The sequence below is a fragment of the Streptomyces sp. NPDC005494 genome (assembly GCF_042872025.1).
In the GTDB taxonomy this organism is placed as follows: Bacteria; Actinomycetota; Actinomycetes; order Streptomycetales; family Streptomycetaceae; genus Streptomyces.
In genome coordinates this window covers 435,220-456,823 of record NZ_JBIAJR010000006.1, presented here as the reverse complement: position 1 = coordinate 456,823, position 21,604 = coordinate 435,220, and the positions used below count along the sequence as shown (strand labels likewise).

The following is a 21,604-nucleotide window of genomic DNA, read 5'->3' as shown; positions in this document are numbered from 1 at the left end:
TCCGACTCTATCAGACTCTTTCGTGTCCGATTCCCGGCCGAAGCGGGTTACTGCTTGTTTCGCTTTCCAGTTCTTCGCTTTCGCGTTTCCCTTTCCGGCGAGTCCGACTCTATCAGATCCTTTCGGGCCTGATTCCCAGTCAGCGGGCTTTGCCATCCCGGCCGTTGGGCCGTTCCGACGCTCAAACTCTAGCGGATTCTCCCGGCAGCTCATAATCGAGCCTTCGAATTGAATTCCGGGCACGCCGAAATTCTCCCCGATGGGAGATCGTGCTGAGTTTGGTTGCCGCATTCGCGGCGGAATCGGTTGCCGCCGGACCGTACCGGCTCCGTGACAACTCGAAGAACCTTACGGACCAGGGAGGGGCGTGTCAACCCCTCCCTGGCCACCGTCAGTCCAGGTCGGTGAGCCTGCCGCCGGCGTCCGGCTGCTCGTGCTCCACACGCCGCAGAAGGCGGATCAGTATCTCGCCGAGTGCTCCGCGCTCGTCGCCCGAGAGGTCCTGGAGGAGGTCCTCCTCGAAGGTGGTGGCCATCCGCATCGCCTCGAGCCACTTCGTCCGGCCCTCGTCGGTCAGCTCCACGATGACGCGCACCCGGTTGTTCTCGTCCCGGTCCCGGGTCACCAGGCCTTCGCCCGCCATGCGGTCGATGCGATGGGTCATCGCCGCAGGGGTCAGCCCGAGGCGCTTGGCGAGTTCACCGGGACCCAGGCGGTACGGGGAGCCCGAGAGGACGAGGGTCTTGAGCACCTCCCACTCCGCGTTGCTGATGCCCAGGGTCGCGACCTGTCTGCCGTACGCGACGTTCATCCGCCGGTTCAGCCGGCCCAGCGCGGAGACGATCTGCTCGACCTGCGGGTCGAGGTCCCGGAATTCGCGCTGGTAGGCCGCGATCTGCTCGTCGAGGCTCGGCTCCTGGAGCTCGGGCTGCTCGGTGGTGTCAGACATGGCGGGAGTATCGCACGCTCTTCATCGCCATCGAAGTCCTTCGACCTGAAGAGTTCAGCGTCTAAGTTTAGTGTTAAAGTCTACGGGTCTGTGTTGTTCGAACTTCATGTCTGAGGTAGGTGAGTGTGACCAGGGAGATGGGTGCAGCGCTGCGGCGGATCCAGCTGGGCAGCGCGCTGAGCGCGTTCGGTCTCGGGTTCACCGTCCCGTATCTGTACGTCTACGTGGCACAGGTCCGGGATCTTGGTGCCGGTACGGCAGGTGTCGTGCTGGCTGTCTTCGCCATGGCCGCGCTGGCCGTGCTGCCGTTCACGGGACGGGCCATCGACCGGCGCGGCCCCTTGCCGGTACTGATCGTCGCCGCCGGTGCCGCCGCCGTGGGTGCCTGCGCCCTGGGGGTCTCGGGCAGCGTGACGGCGGCGGTGCTCTCCGCCGCGGTCCTCGGTGCCGGCACCGCCGTGATGCAGCCGGCACTGGCCACCATGCTGGTGTGGTGCTCCACCGCCGCGACACGTACGCGTGCCTTCGCCACTCAGTTCTTCCTGCAGAACCTCGGCCTCGGCATCGGTGGTCTCGTCGGCGGCCAGCTGGTGGACGTCAGCAGCCCGTCGAGCTTCACCATGCTGTTCCTGATCGAGGCGGCGATGTTCCTGGTGCTCGGCGTCGTCGCGGCGACGGTCCGCATGCCCCGCGCCCCCTCCCTCACCGGGACCGCGTCCGTCGAGGGCTCCGGCCCCAAGGGCGGGCTGCGGGTGCTCCTCTCCCACAGGGCGATGGTGCAGCTGTGCGTGCTGGGCTTCGTCATCTTCTTCGCCTGCTACGGGCAGTTCGAGTCCGGCCTCGCCGCCTACGGCACAGAGGCCGCTGGAATCGCGCCGTCGACCCTGGGTGTGGCGCTGGCCGCCAACACCGCGGTCATCGTCGTCGCGCAGTTCGTCGTGCTCCGTCTCGTGGAGCGCCGGCGCCGTAGCCGGGTCATCGCATGGGTCGGGCTGATCTGGGCGTTCGCCTGGATCGTGGCGGGCTACGCGGGGCTCGGTGACGGCAGCCAGACCATGGCCACCGCGGCGATGATCTCGACGTACGCCCTGTTCGGCCTCGGTGAGTCGATGCTGTCGCCGACGGTCGCCCCGCTGGTCGCCGATCTGGCGCCTGAGGCCATGGTCGGCCAGTACAACTCGGCGTTCGCCCTGGTGAAGCAGCTGGCACTGGCCGTCGGACCCGCTGTGGGCGGGCCCATGGGGGCGACGCTGCACGGGCCGTACATCGTGACCTTCGTGCTCTTCTCCCTGGGCATCACCGTGCTGGCGCTGAAGCTCGGCCGGCAGCTCACTCCCGTCCAGGACGCGCCGCTCGCGGCGGCACCGTCCCGGGTCGTCGCCGTGTCCCTCCCGGGGAGCGAGCCGGCCGCCGCTTCCGCCGCCGTGCGCTGAGAGGGCTCAGCCCGGCAGCGAGAACTCGCACCAGACCGCCTTGCCCCCGCCGGGGGTACGGCGGCTGCCCCACGACGAGGCGATGCTCGCCACGATGGAGATGCCGCGTCCCGCCTCGTCGGCGGGTTCGGCGCGGCGCCTGCGGGGCAGGTGGTCGTCCCCGTCCGTCACCTCGATGATCAGCCGCCGGTCCGTGCGGCGCAGGCCGAGCCGCATGGGCGGTGTTCCGTGCTGGAGGGAGTTCGCCACGAGTTCGCTCGCGGCGAGGACACCCCGGTCGCAGAGCTCCACCGGGAAGCGCCAGGACGCCAGCACGCCCGTGGCGAAGGCCCGGGCCCGGGGCGCCGCCTCGATACCGCCGAGCAGTTCGAGCGAGGCGTTGTGGAAGAGCTCCGCGCTCGTGCCCGTGCGAGCGGGGTGCTGGACGACGAGCACCGCGACGTCGTCGTCGTGTTCCGCGGTCACTCCGAGTGAGCGGATGAGTCTGTCGCAGACCACCTGCGGTGAGCCCTTGGCACCGGACAGGGCCCGCTCCAGGGAGGCGACGCCCTCGTCGATGTCCTCACTGCGGCGTTCGACCAGCCCGTCCGTGTAGAGCACCGCGGTGGAACCGGGCGGCAGCGCGATCGATCCGGAGGTGTGCAGCCAGCCGCCCGTGCCGAGGGGTGGCCCTGTCGGGTCCTCCGCCCGGTGTACCGTGCCGTCCTCGTCGCACACGAGGATGGGGAGATGGCCCGCTGAGGCGTAGACGAGGTGCCCCTCGTTGGGATCGTGCACCGCGTACACACAGGTGGCGATCTGACTGGCGTCGATCTCGGCGGCCAGGACGTCGAGGAGCTGGAGCACCTCGTGGGGCGGCAGGTCGAGCCGGGCGTAGGCGCGTACCGCGGTGCGCAGCTGGCCCATGACGGCCGCGGCCCGCACACCGCGTCCCATCACGTCCCCGATCACGAGCGCCGTACGCCCGGCGCCCAGGGTGATGACGTCGTACCAGTCGCCGCCCACCGCCGCGTCGGTGCCGCCCGGCTGGTACGTGGCGGCGATCCGCAGGTCGTCCGGCTGTTCGAGGTCCTGCGGCAGCAGGGAGCGCTGGAGGGTCACGGCCGTTTCGCGGTGGCGGCGTTCGCTGGCGCGCAGCCGCTCCGCCGCCTCGGCGTGATCGGTGACATCGGTGGCGTAGACGAGGACGCCCGCTCCGCCGTCCGGGTCGTCGGTCGCCACGGGGGTGCAGGTCACGGTGTACGAGTTGCCGGCGAGGACCTTGCGTGACTTGACCGTGCGCGGGGTGCCGCTGCGCAGGACCTGGTCCAGGAGCGGCAGCAGGCTGAGCTCGCCGAGCTCGGGCATCGCCTCGGCCGCGGGCACGCCGCACGGCCGGGGGCCGAAAGCCGCGGTGTAGGCGGCGTTGACGTAGGTGACGCGGTGATCGGGGCCGTGCAGCAGCGCCACGGGCGCGGGAAGCCGGCCGAGGAGCTCACGGGCGGGCAGGCCCTCCAGGGAGCTGCCGGGCACAGGGGCGGAGGGTTCCGAGGGGCCGTCCGGGGGCGAGACCGCGGACGGCACCTCGGCCCGGGCGGCGGGTACGGAACCGTGCTCGTCCCGCGCGGCGGCTCGGCGCGGCGTTCCGGGAAGGCGGGCACTCCAGCGCGTGAAGTTCACGGAAATTCTGGCCTCGTGTGTCGGTCTGGTCCGCTCGGGCGAGCTGCTTCGTCTGCCGGTCCTGTGCCGCGCCCCGTTGCTTCTTCCCTGGTGGAAGCGGCGGGGCGGGACTCCCGGAATGCGCAGCCGGGCCTTCATTGCGGTTGATCTCGCTGGCGGTCACTGTAGGTGACTGCCCGCCGGGTCACTCTGCGCAGGTGTGGGCCCACCTATGGTCACACGCCCAGTGTGACCGACCGTACTGACAGTTGCCCTACGGCTGCGGGTCCGACCGCTGAATTACGGCCGTTCTCCAGGGGAACCGGGCGTGCCTGGCGTGGCGTCAGTCCGACGTTCCCGGCGGGCCGTCCTCCTTCGGACGGCGGTCGTCCGGAGGGTTCGGTTGCGCGTGTCCACCGGCGGCGAGAGCGAATTCGGCGCGCGGGTGTTCGAGCGAACCGAGGGAGACGATCTCGCGTTTGAACAGTCCCGCGAGCGTCCACTCGGCAAGGACCCGCGCCTTCCGGTTGAACGTGGGTACGCGGCTGAGGTGGTAGACGCGGTGCATCAGCCAGGCCGGATACCCCTTGATCTTGCGGCCGTACACATGGGCGACGCCCTTGTGGAGACCGAGCGAGGCGACGGACCCGGCGTAGGAGTGCCGGTAGTCCTCGGCGGGCCGGCCTGCGAGGGCGGCGGCCACGTTGTCCGCGAGGACCTTGGCCTGGCGTACCGCGTGCTGGGCGTTGGGCGCGGTCTCCGTGCCCGGCTCGGACGAGGTGAGATCGGGGACGGCCGCCGCGTCTCCGGCCGCCCAGGCGTGCTCGACCCCCTCCACCCGCAGCGCGGCCGTGCAGCGAATCCGGCCGCGCTCGGTCAGCGGGAGGTCGGTGGCGGCGAGGATCGGGGCGGGTTTCACGCCGGCCGTCCACACCAGGGTCCGGGTCGGGAAGCTCGAACCGTCGCTGAGCACGGCGACGCGCCCTTCACAGCTGTCGAGCCGGGTGTCGAGCCGCACGTCGATGTTGCGGCCCCGCAGCTCCCTGACCGCGTACTTGCCCATCGCCTCGCCGACCTCGGGCAGGATGCGTCCGGTCGCCTCGACCAGGATCCACCGCAGGTCCTCGGGCTTGATGTTGTGGTAGTACCGCGAGGTGTAGCGCGCCATGTCCTCCAGTTCGGCGAGGGCCTCGACGCCCGCGTAGCCGCCGCCCACGAACACGAAGGTGAGGGCGGCGTCGCGGATGGCGGGGTCCCTGGTGGCCGAGGCGATGTCCATCTGTTCGATGACGTGGTTGCGCAGGCCGATGGCCTCCTCGACGGTCTTGAAGCCGATGCCGAAGTCGGCGAGCCCGGGGACGGGGAGGGTGCGCGAGACGGAGCCGGGAGCGAGGACCAGCTCGTCGTACGGAATCTCCAGAGCGCCTGTGCCGTCCTCGCCCGTGGCGAGCGTCGTGACCGTGGCGGTGCGCTTGGCGTGGTCGATGCGCTCCGCCTCACCGATGACGATCGTGCAGTGCTTGAGGACCCTGCGCAGCGGTACGACGACATGGCGGGGCGAGATCGACCCGGCGGCTGCCTCCGGCAGGAACGGCTGATACGTCATGTAGGGCTCGGGCGTGACCACCACGATCTCGGCCTCGCCGCTTTTCAGTCTCTCCCGCAGCTTCCGCTGGAGACGCAGGGCGGTGTACATCCCCACGTAGCCGCCGCCGACGACGAGAATGCGCACACTTGGCCGGGTGCCGGGGGACGTCCCCCGGGAATCTGGTGCCATCACCATCCCATGACGCAACGGAGTCCTGAGTTTGTCCACAGGCCCGGCAAATTGTGTGACCGGAGCTCTTCGATCACCGGGAGGGGTCCGGCCGCCGTGCGGCTTCGGAGCCGCGCAGGTCAGGTAGGCCGGAAGGGTGGTCCCGCGGGGGCCGGAACAGGGCCTGAACGCTCCTTGCTCCGAACGGGGGGCGCACCGTGCGGAACTACCCCCTTCTGAATTGAGCCGGGCTCAACTATGTTCGTGTCTCGTCGGGGTGTCGGGTTCGGAACGAAGGTCCGCACGCCGGCCGACAGGCGGGGAAGTCTCCGGGGGGAGACGTCATAACCGGGGGAAGTTATGCACATTCAGGATTTGCATGGGCCGAGCGCTGTCACCTCTTCTGCCGAGGGGCACGCGCGGCTGGGATCGGTCGGCACGGTCGCTGCCGCAGCGATGTCGGGCGACACGAGCCGTTCCGTCCCGCTCCGCGTGGACGCGCAGCGCAATCTCGAACACGTCCTTCGCGCCGCGCGCGAGGTGTTCGGGGAGCTGGGTTACGGGGCGCCGATGGAGGACGTGGCGCGCCGCGCACGCGTGGGTGTCGGCACGGTCTACCGGCGTTTCCCCAGCAAGGACGTGCTGGTGCGCCGGATCGCCGAGGAGGAGACGTCACGGCTGACCGACCAGGCGCGCTCGGCTCTCGGGCAGGAGGAGGAGCCGTGGTCGGCGCTCTCCCGTTTCCTGCGGACGTCGGTGGCATCGGGTGCGGGACGGCTGCTGCCGCCGCAGGTGCTCCGGGTCGGGGCCGGGCCGGACGACCAGGAAGCGATATCCGGCCCCGGCGCGCCCGAGGGTGAGAGCCGCGTGCCGCATCAGCGGCAGGGCGTGGGACAGCCCGGGCTCCGGGTGGCCGGGCAGCGCTCCGATGTCGAGGAGGGTCTCCACGACGACCCCGGGGCGACCGAGTTGCTCGAGGTCGTGGGCCGGCTGGTGGACCGGGCCCGTGAGTCGGGTGAGCTGCGGGGTGATGTGACGGTGGGCGATGTGCTGCTGGTCATCGCCACGGCGGCGCCGGCTCTGCCGGACCCCGCTCACCAGGCCGCTGCTTCCTCGCGGCTGCTGGACATCCTCCTGGAGGGCCTCCGCTCCCGGCCCGCGTAGCCGACGCCTCCGGCGGTCCCGCCCCGCCCTGCGGCCAGAGCTCACGCTCGGGTGCGGGCGGGCCGGTTCCGGCGCGGGCGGCCGAGCACGGCGTACGGGCACCCTGCGCGGTTGCGGGCATCGTGCATCCCGCGCGGATGCGGGCGGGCGGCGCGGTTGTGGGCGGCCCCCTCGGATGCGGGCGGGCCCCTCGGATGCGGGCGGGCCTCGCGGTTGTGGGCCTCCCCCTCGGATGCGGGCGGCCCCTCGGATGCGGGCGGCCCGGCGACGGGTCGGTGGGTGACCTGGGGGCGGCAGGACTCCCGCGCGGGTGCGGCTGATCGCGCCCGGGAGCGACCGGCCTCGCCCAGGCACGCTTGCATGCGCCCGGGCACGACAAGTGCTGCCAGGGGGCGCCTGGTTCGCTCGCAGGCGTAACGGGTGCGCCGGGCATCCCTGGGCCGGCTCAGTACACCGCCCCGAGAGATGGCGGCTCTGTCCGCCCGGACACCGGTGCGAATGTGGGCTGTTGCTCCTGCCCCGTAGGAGTGACGTCGCACCTCCGGACCCGGGAAGACACCCCGGACGAGTGGTTGCCTCCCTTCCCAGGGGTCGCGACGGCAAGGGCCTGTGGCACTCTGGCCCCGGTATTACGGGTCCGAGGACGCATGACGGGGGCTTCCGCGATGAGCGGTGACGCGCAGCAGGAGGAACCGGCCGAAGGCGTCGAGACCCCGGGCGGCGGCAGCGGGAGCGTGGAGGCCGAAGGCACCCGAGCCGCGCGCACGGCGGGCCCGGCACCGGAGCCGAGGTCACGGACCTCCCCCTCCGGCCCTGGCCGTGCGGAGGACACCGCCGAGGGTGGCACGGTGCTCCCCGGCCCCTGGCCTGCGGCCGTCGACGCAGCGGAACCGGGGGGCGGCGGCGACTCGCCGTACGTCGTTCCGCTGCAGCGGGAGGGCCGCGCGGGCTCCGCCGACCTCGAACCGTCCGACGCGCAGCTGATCGAGGGCATGCGCGCCGGTGACGACCAGGCGTACGAGGTGCTGTTCCGGCGCCACTCAGGAGCGGTGCGCCGCTACGCCCGCACCTGCTGCCGCGACGCGGACACGGCCGAGGACCTGACGGCCGAGGTGTTCGCGCGGACCCTCCAGGCGGTGCGGGGCGGCAAGGGGCCGCAGGAGGCCGTCCGGGCCTACCTCATGACAGCCGTACGGCATGTCGCCGCCGCATGGACGAAGAGCTCGAAGCGCGAGCATCTGGTCGACGACTTCGCGGTGTTCGCCGCGCAGGCCACGCGCTCCGCCGAACTGTCCGAGGCCGACACCCTCGAACTCGGCGCCGATGTCCTGGCCATGCACGAAGCGGACCGGTCGATGGCCATGCAGGCTTTCCGCAGCCTGCCGGAGCGATGGCAGGCCGTGCTGTGGCACACCACCGTGGAGGAGGAGTCGCCGAGCGAGGTGGCTCCGCTGTTCGGCCTGACGGCCAACGCCACAGCGGTCCTGGCCGTCCGGGCCCGCGAAGGCCTCAAGCAGGCTTATCTGCAGGCCCACGTGAGCCAGTCGCTGACAGCGGGCGGCGACTGCGCGCGCTACGCCGACCGGCTCGGTGCCCACGCCCGCGGTGGCTTGCGCACCCGAGCCGAACGCGGACTGCGCAAGCATCTGGAGGAGTGCGCGAAGTGCCGGGTCGCCGCAGGTGAGCTGGAGCGGGTGAACGCCGGCATTCCCGCCCTGCTGCCGATCGCCGTCATCGGCTGGTTCGCCGCGGGGTACACGGTCAAGGCGGCAGGTCTCGTAGCGGGCGGCGCGGCCGGTGTGGCCGGTGCCGGAGCCGCGGCGGGTGCCGCTGCCGCGGCCACGGGCAGCGCGTCGTCCGGTGGCGGCGCGGCGGCTGGTGGCGCCGCCGCGTCGGAAGGTCTCGGTGCCCCCGTGAAGGCCGGTATCGCCGCGACGCTCGCCATGGCCGCTGCGGCCGGCCTGGTGTGGGCCATGGCAGGCGACGACCGGCCCGCGCCCGAACCACCGCCGGTGGCCAAGCCACCGGCGGCCGCACCGGTCACCCCGTCCCCGTCCGTTCCCCCGGAGCCGACGCCCACCCCGTCCGCCACACCCGCTCCCGCGCCGGAGCCAGCGCCGGAGCCAGCGCCCACACCGCCGCCCCCACCGACTCCCACGCCACCGGCTCCGGAGCCCACATCCGAGCCCACCACGCCGGAGCCCTCGCCGACGCCGCCCGAACCCACACCGGCCCCGGCACCCGCGCCGGAGGTCTACCAGGTGAACGAACTCGCGTACTCGGTCCTGGGCGACCACACCGGGCCGGAGATCCTGCTCGGGCGGAGCAACGGCCTGTTCTGGCAGCGCAGCGGACTGTCGATCGCCTCCACGACGTACGCCCACGGAGTGACCGCGCACTCCCGCTCGTCGGTCACCGTCCAGCTGAACCGGTCGTGCACCCGTTACGAAGCCATGGTGGGGGTCGACGACATGACCCTGGGCCTCGGCGCCGTGCGCTTCTCGGTGTACGACGGCGGCGGAGCCCAGCTGTGGCAGTCCCCCGTGGTTCGGGGCGGAGAGCCGGCCGTGCCGCTGAGCGTCGGCATCGAGGGCCAGGAGACGATCCGGCTCGTGGTGGAACCGTCCGGGACGCTCGGCGGAGTCGCGCTGGCCGACTGGGCGAACTCCCGTATCAGTTGCCGCTGAGCCGGGCGGACCCGCAGCTCAGCTGCTGGCGAACCGGGCGGACCCGCAGATCAGCTGCTGGCGACCCGGGCGGGCCTGCGGCTCAGCTGTCGCTGAGCTCTCCGGCGATGCGCTGCAGAAGGACGACCGTGTCCTCCGCCGTCAGGCTGCTGCCCGCGGCGCGCTCCTCCTCGTACCGGTGGGGGTCCAGGGCGTCCCGGAGCCGCTCCGTCGCCACGGCGACCTCGGCCTGTTCGACCGGTGAGCGGGGGCCGTGCACCCTCCACACCTCGGTCGCGGCGAGGACCCGGGCCGCCTGCTCGAACCGGTCCAGCTTCACCAGCATGGTCCCGGCCGCCTCCGCCAGATGGGCGGTGAAGACCTCCGCGCAGCCGGCCGCCACGGCCAGGGCCAGCGCCCCCGTCACCTCGCGCAGCCCTTCAGCGGGTCCGCCCGAGGGTTCGAACACGCTGATGCGCGCCGAGACCCCCTGGAGCGCGGCCGTGAACTGCGGCGGCCTGCTTCCGTACGCCTGGCCTTCGAGTGCCGCGTCGGCGTACCGGCGCGCCAGTGGGATCTCGCCCGCCGTGAGTGCGATCGCGGCCCGTAGGTAGTCCACGTAGGCACGGGCGTCCCGGACCTGCCGGCGCTCCGCTTCCGCCTCGGCCTCGTCGAGCCCCTTGCGGGCGGCCTCCAGGTCCCCGCTCCGGTAGGAGAGTTCGGCGAGGCGCCCCAGCAGGAAGGGCGTCTCCGCGTGCGCGCCGACCTCGCGGGCGAGGTCCAGCGCCTCCTGGTAGGCCGCCCGCGACTCGTCGAACCTCCCGCGCGTCATCCCTGCCTCCGCCACGGCACTCGCCACCTGGGCGAGCAGGTAGCGGTCGCCGACCCGTCTGCTCAGCGCACGCAGCTCGGCGATGTCCTCGTCGATGCCGTCCATGCCCCGAGGGGTGTCCACCAGCATGTGAGTACGGGCCATGAGCATGACGCCGTACTCCCAGTCGCCGCCGTACTCGCGGGTGTGTGCGATGGCCGCGTCGAAGGTCGCGTGCGCGTCGGGGGTGTACTCGCGGCGCATGTACGAGGTCATCGGCCAGAGCAGGCCGGGGAAGCGGACGGATTCCGGGCCGCCCGCACTGAAGACCTCGGTCACCTTGCTGACCAGGTCCTGGAACTCTTCATCCTCGTAGATGTGTTCGACCGGCCGGCTCTCCACGGCGAGGAAGAACCGGAGCATGTGCGTGTGCATGCGCGGCCAGTAGCGGGGGTCCTCCGGGTCCTCGGGGTCCTCGCCCAGCGCGACGGCACGGTCGGCCCAGCCCAGGCCCTCGTCACGGAAGTTGCGCAGCCACCAGAACCACCCCATGGCGAGCACCAGGCGCAGCGCGTCCGGCTCGGAGGGGCGGGAGGACACCGTGCGGTGCAGGGCGGCGCGGATGTTGTCGAGGTCCGTCTCCAGGCGCCGGATCCAGACCAGCTGGTCCCGTGAGCGCAGCTGCGGGTCGGCCTTCTCGGCCAGCGCGGTGAAGTGGCCGAGGTGGGCGTCGACGGCACCCGCCAGGATGCCGGGGGTCTCGGCGGCGCGCTCGATGGCGTACTCGTGGATGGTCTCCAGGAGGCGGTAGCGCATCTCCGCGCCGTCGGTGGGTGTCGCGACCACGAGTGACTTGTCGACGAGCGCACCGATCAGCCCGGCGGCGTCCGGGCCGGCCACCGCCTCGGCGGCGGCCAGGTCCCAGCCGCCCGCGAAGACGGAGACCTGCCGCAGCACGGTCCGCTCGTCCTCGGCAAGCAGATCCCAGGACCAGTCCACGACCGCCCGGAGCGTCTGCTGGCGGGGCAGCACGGTGCGGCTGCCGCTGCTGAGCAGCCGGAAGCGGTCGTCGAGACGGCCCGCGATCTGGCGCGGGGTGAGCAGTCGGAGGCGGGCGGCGGCCAGCTCGATGGCGAGCGGGAGTCCGTCGAGCCGGCGGCAGATCTCGGCGACGGCTTCCGCGTGGCCGGCCGGCACGGCGTCCGGGTCGAAGTCCGGCCGCACGGCGCGGGCGCGCTCGGCGAACAGACGGTGCGCCGGGTCCGCCGGCAGGGGGTGGACGGGCCGGACGGCTTCGCCGGGCACGCCGAGGGGTTCACGGCTGGTGGCGAGGATGCGCAGCCGCGGGCAGTGCGTCAGGAGGGTCTCGGCAAGGGTCGCCGCCGCGGCGATGACGTGCTCGCAGTTGTCGAGCACGAGGAGGAACGGATTGTGCCGCGACCGGTGGGAGAGGTGGTCGACGAGCTGTGCGGTGGGGTCCGCGGGCACGGCGTGCCCGTCGCGGGAGCCGCCCTGGAGGAGAGCCGTCGCGCGCAGGCCGAGGGCGGAGAGCACGGCTCCCGGGACGGCGGAGGGATCGTCGACCGGGGCGAGTTCCGCGATCCAGGCGCCCTGGCCCGCCGCCGATTCCTCGGCCAGCCGGGTCTTCCCGGAGCCGCCGGGCCCGGTGAGGGTGACCAGGCGTGCACGGGAAAGGTCGGAGCGGATGAGGCGGATCTCGGGTTCGCGGCCCACGAAGGAGGTCAGCCGGGGGCGGATGTTGCCCTCGGCCGGCCACGGATCGCCGGGGCCCTCTGTGCGGGGGTCCCCGGCGGTCAGGAGTTCCCGGTGCAGCGCGGTGAGTTCGGGTCCGGGGTCGGTGCCCAGGCCGTCCGCCAGGGCGCGCCGGGCGGTCTCGTACGCGACGAGTGCGTCCGCCTGCCTGCCTTCGGCCCGCAGACCTCGGATCAGCTGGGCGTGCAGGGGCTCGTGGTACGGATGGGCCGCGGTGAGTTCTCCCAGTTCCGGGACGAGGCCCGTCAGGGCCCCGCGTCGGAGGTCGGCCTCGATGCGCTGCTGGAGCGCGGTGAGCCGTCCGGCCTCGGCCTGGAGTCCGTGTGCGTCTCCCGGGAGGTCGGCGAGAGCGGGCCCGCGCCACAGGGCGAGCGCGTCGCGCAGGGTGCGCGCGGCGGACTCGGGGTCTCCGGAGTCGAGCTCGGCGGCGCCCCGGCGGGCGAGTCGCTCGAAGACGTACAGGTCGATGTCCTCGGGACCGGCTGCGAGCCGGTAACCGCCGGGGGTTCCGGTGACCGCCTCCTTACCCAGGGCGCGTCGCAGCCGGCCGACGAGTGCCTGCAGCGCGGCGGGGGCGTCCTGCGGGGGTTCGCCGGCCCATACGTCGTCGATCAGCGCGGGCACGGGAGCGGGGCGGCCCGCGCGCAGGGCGAGTGCGGCGAGCAGGGTGCGCAGGCGCGTACCGCCGACGGGCAGCACCGTGCCGTGCTCGTCTCGCGCCTCGGTGACGCCCAGGATCAGATACCGCACGGGGCCATTGTGTCGCGGCGGGCTCCCTACCCGGACGCACGGCGGGACGCGCGAGGGCGGAGCGCGCGCTTCCTGTTCCGGCCGGCCCGCGAAGGGGAGCGTGCGGCACGCCCACCACGGCCGGAGAACGCCGGACCCGTGCCCGCCCACCACGGCCGACGCGCCCAGCAAGGCACGCCGCCGCGTCTGGGTTCCCCACCACGGCCGACGCGCCCAGCAAGGCAGACCACCACGGTCGGGTTTCCCCCGCTACGGCTGGAGCGTGCGGCGGGCCGGGACCACGCCGCCCGCCACCGCCCGCTGGCGCGGGGCGGCCGTGCCCGTCCAGCAGGTGCCCCGGCGGGTGACCAGGCGGCGCAGCCAGAGTTCCGTGGCCGCCAGCTCGGCCAGGCCGTCCAGGGGCAGGGGCTCGCCCTCGGAGGCGGCGCGGAGGGCCTTGCGTACGACGCGGGCCTCGACCAGACCGGCGTCGGCGAGCAGCGGCGCGTCGAAGAGCGCGATCAGTTCGGGGAGGGCGGTACGCAGCCCGATGCGGCCGGCCGCGTTCGCGGTGGCCTGCGACGGGGTCCCCCAGCCGGGCGGCAGGTCGTGGATGCCGGCACCCGCGAGCACCCGGCGCAGGATCGCGGCCCGGGCGCCGGGCTGCACCCGGAGCGATTCGGGGAGGGCTCGGGCGGCGCGTACGACCTGGTTGTCCAGGAAGGGGGCGTGCAGCCGCTGGCTTCGGATCTCCGCGGCCTGTTCCAGGATCCGCTGGTCGGCCGCGTGCCGGGCCAGCGCCGCACGGGCGCGGGCGTCTCCCGGACGCTGGACCGAAGCGGGCCGGATCGCCGCCTCCTGGAGGCGAACCGATACTTCCGCCAGCGCCTCCCCGGTGAGCCAGCGCGCGGCCGGACCGGGCCGGGACCAGGCGAGGGAGGCGAGGGAGGCGTCCGCCGGGGTGTCGAGGTCGGGGGTGTCGCGATTGGCGTCCGGCAGGAGGGACGCCGCCGTCTCGAGACCGGTGCGGTACGACGTACGGGCCAGTCTGCGGGCTGCGCGGTAGACGGCCAGCGGGACGAACAGGGAGTGGGGGGAGGGTCCTTCGGCCCGGGCGAGCGCCGCGACGGGCCGCAGGAGATGGCGTCTGCGCCGGTCCATGAGGAGGTCGGCCAGCCGTGCGGGGTGCGCGTCCAGGACCTGGCGTGCGCCGTGGCCGACGAAGTGGTCGGCGCTCCCCGCCGCCAGCCTGCGGCGGTGGCGCTCGGCGACGACGAGGGTGGGAGCAGGCTCGTCGGTGAGCGGGCCGCTCTCCAGGGACGCGTAGGGCAGGGCCTCCTCACCCGCCGCCACGACCACGTGGTGCAGCCGGGGGTTGGCCGCGATGACCCGGGCGCGCTCCAGCTCGTCCTCGCGTCCCTGCGTGGAGAGGTCGTTGAAGGTGACGGCGAGCAGCCGCTCGCCCGCACCCGTGCCATGGCCCAGCACGGTGCCCGGCAGTCCGGGCAGCCCGGCCGCCAGCAGGGCGAGGGTCGCGGACGCGCTGCCGCCGGAGAGGTCCGCGCCGATGCCGGGCACGGGCGCCCCGCGCGCCGCACGGCGTTCGGCAGGGCCCATCCCCGGGACCGGGCCCGGATCGGGCGGCATGGTCTCCGGGGCGTGCCTGGGCGCGGTGAGGCGGGCTCGTACGGCCTCGACCAGCGCGTCCCGCACCCCTTCGACGGCGCTCACCGGGTCGGCCTGCGGGGCCGCCACGGCGAGGGAGGCCACCGCCTCGTATCCCGTGATCTCGCGTGAGCCCTCGCGGAGGATCAGCGCATGCCCCGGCGGGATCCGCTTCACCCCCGCGTACGGTGTGCCGTCGCCCAGCGCCTCCGGGGTCTCGGGGCAGGCCAGCAGCGCGGCCAGGTGCCCGATGTCCAGCTGCGCCTCGATGAGGTCGGCGAGCGGGAGGGCGGCGGTGGCGTACGCGGTTCCGTTGGCCCAGGGGGTGTGGAAGACGGGGCGGGCTCCGGCGAGGTCTCCGGCAACGGTGATGCGGCGGCCGATCTGCACGACGGCCGTGTAACTGCCCGGCCAGGCGGTGAGATGGCGCAGCGCCCCTCCGCGTGCGGCGAGCAGCCCGACCCTGAGCTGCTCGTCGGTCGCTCCGCAGCAGCCGAGGACGGCGAGGCGGGTCGTGGGCGCGCCCTCGGGGGTCGCGACGGTGATGACGCGGATCTCGTCGGGCCGCCAGTCACCCACGGCCCACAGCGGATCGGGGTCACCCCACAGGAGTTGTGACCCCACGGGTTGAACCGTGCGCCCCTCCCCGTGGTGGCCGACCGCGCCCACGGTGCCGAAGCTCGCGGCGATACTGCTCCACCCCACCAACCAACGCACCGCCGCCTCCACAGGCTGTGGACGAACCGGCGCACCAGGACACGGGAACGCCGCTGCGGGACATGCTGCCACGACAACGGCGGCCCGGAGGGGGGTACGGGCGGCGCACACCGGATGCGCATGCGCCCCTGGCAAAGGCCTGGCCACGCCGCCGGGATCCCCCGGTAACGGAATTGGGGTTTCCGGGAGTTGCGCGAGACGGACGCGAAACCCGGGTCCGCCTCGGCGGGTTCACGCAACAGACGTAATCCGGCCATAGTCGGACCACTTCCCGACGCTCCGCCCGACCGGCGCTATTCGGCCATTCTCCGATCGTGGAGGAACCGCGCGTTTCGCCCTCCGGAGCCCTTCGGGGGGGGCCTCACCCGACCCCGTGCGCCCCATGGGAACAGCCTCTGGACGCGCCCCGGCGACTCAGGCCCGCCGGTTCGCCTCGCGGCGGTGACGTGCGGGCCGGCGCATCCCCCCGGTGCGCCGGCCCGCACGTCCGTCCCCGTGGCACTGCCCGTACGGCGCACAGTCCGGGAGGTGTTCGTCACCTCCCGGACCGGTTCGCCGCCCGCGGGGATTGGGGCGGCGGTCTCCCCCAGCCCGCCGTGTCCAGTTCGGCGGGCCGACCCACGCAGGACCCATCGAAGCGCTTGCGCACAGGCCGGACCAGAGCGCACGGCCGGGCGCACGGCCACACACCAGGAGCACGGGCCCCGGGCCCGCAGGGCACACGGACAACATTCCCGCCATACGGAGGTCTGCCCCTTAACGGTGGGGATGCGGCGAACTACGCTGGGTGTACCGATGTTCTCAGCAGAGCGGCATATTCCACGGGGCTCGGCCAAATGCGTGTGCGGCCGGAGTGCCCGGGGCCGTAGCTGGGGAGGACACGGTACGAATGCCGCGCGCCCGACGGTGACGCGGCGGCCGTCTGTGTGTCGAGGGGTGGCGCATGTCCAGGGAGCAACGCGGGCCGAACGAGAAGCTCGGCACGGTTCTCGCCCTCGCGGGAATCAGCAACGCCGGGCTCGCCCGGCGGGTCAACGACCTCGGAGCGCAGCGCGGTCTGACACTTCGTTACGACAAGACCTCGGTGGCCCGGTGGGTCGCCAAGGGCATGGTGCCGCAGGGCGCCGCGCCCCATCTCATCGCGGCGGCGATAGGGGCCAAACTCGGCCGCCCCGTCCCGCTGCACGAGATCGGTCTCGCGGATGCCGATCCGGCCCCCGAGGTCGGCCTCGCCTTCCCCCGTGACGTCGGCGAGGCGGTGCGATCGGCGACCGATCTGTACCGGCTGGATCTCGCGGGCCGCAGGGGCGGCGGCGGGATCTGGCAGTCGCTGGCCGGTTCCTTCGCGGTCAGCGCCTATGCGACCCCCGCGTCCCGCTGGCTCATAACCCCTGCCGATCCGTCGGTCGCCCGGGGTCCCTCGGCCGCGCAGCCGTCCGCCGTCGGGCCGGACGGCTCCCCCGGGGTGCTGCCCGTCCAGCCGGGTCCGGACACCGCCGCCGCCACCTCGCTCCTGCGTGTGGGGCACAGCGACGTGACCAAACTGCGCGAGGCCGCCCAGGACGCGCGCCGCTGGGACTCCAAGTACGGCGGCGGCGACTGGCGTTCCTCCATGGTCCCGGAGTGCTTACGCGTCGATGCCGCTCCCCTCCTGCTGGGCTCCTACAGCGACGAGGTGGGCCGCGCCCTCTTCGGCGCCTCCGCCGAGCTGACCAGGCTCGCCGGCTGGATGGCCTTCGACACCGGCCAGCAGGAAGCAGCCCAGCGCTACTACATCCAGGCGCTGCGTCTGGCCCGCGCCGCGGCCGACGTACCGCTCGGCGGCTACGTCCTGGCATCGATGTCACTCCAGGCGACCTACCGGGGCTTCGCCGACGAGGGAGTGGACCTCGCGCAGGCCGCGGTGGAACGCAACCGGGGGCTCGCCACCGCCCGGACCATGAGCTTCTTCCGTCTGGTGGAGGCGCGCGCCCATGCCAAGGCCGGCGACGCACCGGCCGCGGGGGCCGCGCTCAGGGCGGCGGAGAGCTGGCTGGAGCGTTCCCGGACCGGCGACTCGGACCCGGCCTGGCTCGGCTTCTACTCGTACGACCGGTTCGCTGCCGACGCGGCGGAGTGCTACCGCGATCTGAAGGCGCCCCGCCAGGTGCGCCGCTTCACCGAGCAGGCCCTGTCGAAACCCACGGACGAGTTCGTGCGCTCGCACGGACTGCGGCTCGTGGTGTCCGCGGTCGCCGAGCTGGAGTCGGGCAACCTCGACGCCGCCTGCGCCGCGGGGACGCGTGCGGTGGAGGTGGCGGGCCGCATCTCCTCGGCGCGCACCACCGAGTACGTACGCGACCTGCTGCACCGACTGGAGCCGTACGGGGACGAGCCGCGCGTGGCCGAGCTCAGGGAACGCGCCCGCCCTCTGCTCGTCGCACCGGCCTGACCCGTCCGCGCACCTGCCCGCACGGCGCGTCCGGGGCCCTGCACCCCGCCGGGACCGGAACGCCCCGGTATGGCCCGTCATGGAACACGCCGCGCGCCACGCCCGTGGCACTCCCTGGTTTGAGCTCGTTGTCAGTGGGTCAGTGCACTATCGGGGTGGGAGGTGGCGTGATGATGACGCACGCGGCGTACGACTGCGATGTGCTGGTGATCGGTGGCGGAATCGTCGGTCTGTCGACCGCGTACGCGCTCACGCGCACCGCGCCCGGCACCAGGGTCACGGTGCTGGAGAAGGAGTGGGGTCCGGCCCGGCACCAGACCGGCCGCAACAGCGGGGTGATCCACAGCGGGATCTACTACGCGCCGGGTTCGCTCAAGGCGCGCTACGCGGTGCGGGGTGCCACCGAGCTGGTCGACTTCTGCGAGGAGCACGGCATCGCCCACGCGGTGACGGGCAAGCTGATCGTGGCGACGGACAGCGCCGAGCTGCCCCGGCTGCACGCCTTGGTGCAGCGCGGGCGGGCGCACGGGCTGCCGGTCCGGGAGCTCGGTCCCGCCCAGATCGCGGAGTACGAGCCGCAGGTGCGCGGTCTCGCCGCGATCAGGGTCGGCACGACGGGCGTGTGCGACTTCGCCGCGGTCGCCGGCCGCTTCGCCTCCGAGGTGAGCGCGGCGGGCGGAGAGGTCCGTTACGGCGCGGAGGTCGTCGCCGTCGACCGGCGCCCGTGGGGCGTCGCGGTGCGCACGGCCGACGGCCGGGTGGTCAGGGCCCGGGTGCTGGTCAACTGCGCCGGACTGCACAGCGACCGGGTGGCGCTGCTCGCCGGCGACGACCCCGGGGCCCGGATCGTGCCGTTCCGCGGGGAGTACTACGAGCTGGCCAGGCCGGAGCTGGTGCGCGGGCTCGTCTACCCGGTGCCCGATCCCGCCTTCCCCTTCCTGGGGGTGCATCTGACCCGGGGCGTCGACGGCACGGTCCACGTCGGGCCGAACGCGGTGCCGGCCCTGGCCCGTGAGGGGTACGGCCGGACGGTCGTGCGCCCGGGCGAGCTGGCGGCCACCCTGGCCTGGCCGGGCTCCTGGCGGATCGCCCGGCGGCACTGGCGGTACGGGGCGGGCGAACTGCACCGGTCCCTGTCGAAGAGCGCGTTCACCCGGGCCGTCCGCCGCATGCTGCCCGAGGTCACGGAGGACGATCTGCGCCCCTCACCCCCCGGGGTCAGGGCCCAGGCGGTCCTGCGTGACGGCACCCTGGTCGACGACTTCCTGATCCGGGACGCGCCGCACACCGTGCATGTGCTGAACGCGCCCTCGCCCGCGGCCACCGCGTCGCTGCCCATCGGGAGGGAGGTGGCGCGGCGGGCTCTGCTGCGGGCACGCGCGACGGGGTGGACTCCTCCCGCCGTAGAATCGGGGCATTGTGTCTGAGCCTGTGAACCCCACCCCAGAGACGCCCGGCTCCACCCCCGGGACGGACGCGGAGACCCACCCCGGGACGAGCGCGGAGCCACACGCCGAGGCGGTGACGCCCGGCGACGCCGATTCCGACGCGGCGGCGCGGCGCGCCGCCTCCTTCGAGCGCCAGCGCAGGCTGCGCCAGGAGCCCCGCTTCCCCGGCGGTCCCGCCGCCGACCCGGCGGGCTCCCACCACGAGCGCCGCATCCGCAGCTTCCAGCCACGCCGCAGCAGGGTGACCACGGGCCAGGAGGACGCCCTCCAGCGGCTGTGGCCCAAGTGGGGCCTGGACATCGACGGCCGCAGCGTCCTCGATCTGCCCACGCTCTTCGACGGCCTCCCGGTGGTCCTGGAGATCGGCTTCGGCATGGGCGAGGCGACGGCACAGATGGCGGCGGACGACCCCGGCACCGGCATCCTCGCCGTCGACGTGCACACCCCCGGCCAGGGCAACCTGCTCGGACTCGCCGACCGGGCGGGACTGACCAACGTCCGGGTCGCCAACGGTGACGCGATCATCCTGCTCCGCGAGATGCTGGAGCCCGAGGCGCTGGACGGGCTGCGGGTGTACTTCCCCGACCCGTGGCCCAAGAAGCGGCACCACAAGCGACGGCTGATCCAGCCGGAGTTCCTCGATCTGGTGGCCGGGCGCATGAAGCCCGGCGCGGTCGTGCACTGCGCGACCGACTGGGAGCCGTACGCGGAGCAGATGCTCGAGGTGCTGACGGCGCACCCGCTGTTCGAGAACACCCAGGCGGACGGCGGCTACGCCCCTCGTCCGGCGTTCCGGCCCCTCACCCGCTTCGAGGGTCAGGGCCTGGACAAGGGCCACGTCGTGCACGACGTGCTCTTCACCCGTCGCTGATCGGCCAACGGCCGGCGCATCGGCCATCGCACCGTGGCCAGGTGTCAGTCCCCCTCGTTAGGGTCGTCAGGTGTCCGAGGGGTCCGTGCAGCATCAGCAGCCGGCCGTCCCGGTTCTCGAGGAGCAGCGGCTCGACGAGTTCCTGGGGGCCGTCCCGGAGCGTGGCCAGTGGTACCGGCCGCGCCGCGTCGGCATGGTCTGGCGCAGCAAGGCCTTCCGCGCCGGTGCGGTGATCACCGTCCTGACGCTCTGCGGTCTCGTCATTCTGGCCCTGGTCCGCGAACAGACCGGCACCGAGGGCTTTCTGGTGGGCCTGGGCCTGGCCGTTCTGCCGGTCCCCCTGCTGATGTCCGCGTTCCGCTGGCTCGACCGGGTCGAGCCTGGCCCCTGGCGCAACCTGCTGTTCGCCTTCTTCTGGGGTGCGTGCGCCGCCGCCTTGGTGGCGATCATCGCCAACTCCTTCGCGACGCGCTGGATAGCGACGGCCACCGCTGATCCGGGAAGCGCCGACACCCTCGGTGCGACGGTCATCGCCCCGGTCGTGGAGGAGAGCGCGAAGGCCGCGGCCGTCCTGCTGATCTTCCTGTTCCGCAGACGGGAGTTCGGCGGGATCGTCGACGGCATCGTGGTGGCGGGATTCACCGCGACCGGTTTCGCCTTCACCGAGAACATCCTCTACCTGGGCAACGCCTTCGGTGAGGATCAGCAGCTCGGCACCACGGGCCTCGCCTCCGTGACGGCGGGGACGTTCTTCGTGCGCGTGGTCATGTCGCCGTTCGCGCACCCCCTGTTCACGGTGCTTTCCGGCATCGGACTCGGCATCGCGGCCCTAGGGGGCGCGCGGCACCGCGTACGCCGGATCGTGGCGCCCTTGCTGGGACTCGTCCTCGCCATGGGCATGCACGCCGTGTGGAACGGCTCGTCGACGTTCGGCCCGTACGGCTTCTACGCGGTGTACGGCGCGTTCATGGTCCCGTGCTTCGCTCTGGTGACCTGGCTGGCCATCTGGTCGCGCCAGCGGGAGCTGCGCACCCTGTCGACCGAGCTTCCGGTGTACGCGGCGGCCGGCTGGCTCGCCCCCGCCGAGCCGCTCGCGCTCGCCTCGATGCGGGCGCGGGGTATGGCCCGCGACATGGCCAGGCACTGGCACAGCCACCCCGACCGGAACCGGGGCAGGGCCGCGGCCCGTGCCGTCGCCGAGTACGAGTCGTTCGCGACGTCCCTGGCCATGCTCCGCCGAAGGGCCCGCCACGACGGCGCGGGGCCGGAGTTCGCACTCCGCGAGCAGGAGCTGCTGCACCACCTGTGGCAGCGCCGGGCCGTCGCGGGCCCCGCCCTGACGTACGCCGCCCACGCGACGGGCCGGGTACGGCCGTCCAGGCCGGCCGCTCCGCAGCCGTTCCCCCGTCAGTTCTCCCACGGGACCGTCGCGGCGCAGCAGCCGCCGGCGCCGCATCGCCACTACGGCGGCTACAACCCCTACCTGGAGGACGGTGCCGGCCACCGCGCTCCCCCGCCGTCGTGAGCCCGTCAGGACTGCGAGCGTGAGCTCA

Annotated in this window: 12 protein-coding genes; 7 read left to right on the top strand and 5 right to left on the bottom strand. The window is 73.2% G+C overall.

What is annotated here, in order from left to right; translation table 11 throughout:
• Positions 1–391: 391 nt before the first annotated feature.
• Positions 392–949 carry a MarR family transcriptional regulator gene (locus ACFYQ6_RS20690; RefSeq protein ID WP_361579217.1) on the bottom strand — a complete coding sequence of 186 codons (558 nt, stop codon included), beginning with the start codon at positions 947–949 and terminating at the stop codon, positions 392–394.
• 137 nt (positions 950–1,086) lie between these two features.
• Here ACFYQ6_RS20690 and ACFYQ6_RS20685 point away from each other — a divergent pair, with 137 nt between their 5' ends.
• Positions 1,087–2,382 (top strand): MFS transporter, encoded by a 1,296-nt coding sequence (locus tag ACFYQ6_RS20685; protein ID WP_361579538.1) that lies wholly within the window; start codon positions 1,087–1,089, stop codon positions 2,380–2,382.
• Positions 2,383–2,388: 6 nt separating this feature from the next.
• Here the strand turns inward: ACFYQ6_RS20685 and ACFYQ6_RS20680 are convergent, their stop codons facing one another.
• Positions 2,389–4,041, bottom strand: a complete 1,653-nt coding sequence (locus ACFYQ6_RS20680) for a SpoIIE family protein phosphatase (RefSeq protein ID WP_361579219.1) — start codon at positions 4,039–4,041, stop codon at positions 2,389–2,391.
• A 322-nt stretch (positions 4,042–4,363) separates the two neighbouring features.
• Positions 4,364–5,752, bottom strand: coding sequence for an NAD(P)/FAD-dependent oxidoreductase (locus tag ACFYQ6_RS20675; protein WP_361579221.1), 1,389 nt, complete (start codon positions 5,750–5,752; stop codon positions 4,364–4,366).
• 384 nt (positions 5,753–6,136) lie between these two features.
• Between ACFYQ6_RS20675 and ACFYQ6_RS20670 the strand changes: the two genes are divergently transcribed.
• Both ACFYQ6_RS20670 and ACFYQ6_RS20665 read left to right on the top strand, forming a co-directional pair.
• On the top strand, positions 6,137–6,940 hold the full coding sequence (locus ACFYQ6_RS20670; RefSeq protein ID WP_361579223.1) for a helix-turn-helix domain-containing protein: 804 nt from the start codon (positions 6,137–6,139) through the stop codon (positions 6,938–6,940).
• Between the two features lie 647 nt (positions 6,941–7,587).
• Positions 7,588–9,627: a sigma-70 family RNA polymerase sigma factor gene (locus ACFYQ6_RS20665; protein ID WP_388764177.1), complete on the top strand. Its 2,040-nt coding sequence runs from the start codon at positions 7,588–7,590 to the stop codon at positions 9,625–9,627.
• An 82-nt stretch (positions 9,628–9,709) separates the two neighbouring features.
• On the opposite strand, the gene ACFYQ6_RS20660 is transcribed toward ACFYQ6_RS20665, so the two are convergent.
• On the bottom strand, positions 9,710–12,940 hold the full coding sequence (locus ACFYQ6_RS20660; protein ID WP_388764175.1) for an ATP-binding protein: 3,231 nt from the start codon (positions 12,938–12,940) through the stop codon (positions 9,710–9,712).
• 249 nt (positions 12,941–13,189) lie between these two features.
• Positions 13,190–15,301 carry an asparagine synthase-related protein gene (locus ACFYQ6_RS20655; RefSeq protein ID WP_361579227.1) on the bottom strand — a complete coding sequence of 704 codons (2,112 nt, stop codon included), beginning with the start codon at positions 15,299–15,301 and terminating at the stop codon, positions 13,190–13,192.
• 943 nt (positions 15,302–16,244) lie between these two features.
• On the opposite strand from ACFYQ6_RS20655, the gene ACFYQ6_RS20650 reads away from it, so the two are divergent.
• From ACFYQ6_RS20650 to ACFYQ6_RS20635, 4 genes are all read left to right on the top strand, one after another.
• Complete coding sequence (locus ACFYQ6_RS20650; protein WP_388764173.1) at positions 16,245–17,732, top strand: sporulation protein; 1,488 nt, start codon at positions 16,245–16,247, stop codon at positions 17,730–17,732.
• Positions 17,733–17,902: 170 nt separating this feature from the next.
• Complete coding sequence (lhgO, locus tag ACFYQ6_RS20645) at positions 17,903–19,159, top strand: L-2-hydroxyglutarate oxidase (RefSeq protein WP_388764171.1); 1,257 nt, start codon at positions 17,903–17,905, stop codon at positions 19,157–19,159.
• Complete coding sequence (trmB, locus tag ACFYQ6_RS20640) at positions 19,152–20,051, top strand: tRNA (guanosine(46)-N7)-methyltransferase TrmB (RefSeq protein WP_361579233.1); 900 nt, start codon at positions 19,152–19,154, stop codon at positions 20,049–20,051. The genes lhgO and trmB overlap by 8 nt, the downstream gene beginning before the upstream one ends.
• A 70-nt stretch (positions 20,052–20,121) precedes the next feature.
• Positions 20,122–21,576 (top strand): PrsW family intramembrane metalloprotease, encoded by a 1,455-nt coding sequence (locus ACFYQ6_RS20635; RefSeq protein WP_388764169.1) that lies wholly within the window; start codon positions 20,122–20,124, stop codon positions 21,574–21,576.
• Positions 21,577–21,604: the final 28 nt, after the last annotated feature.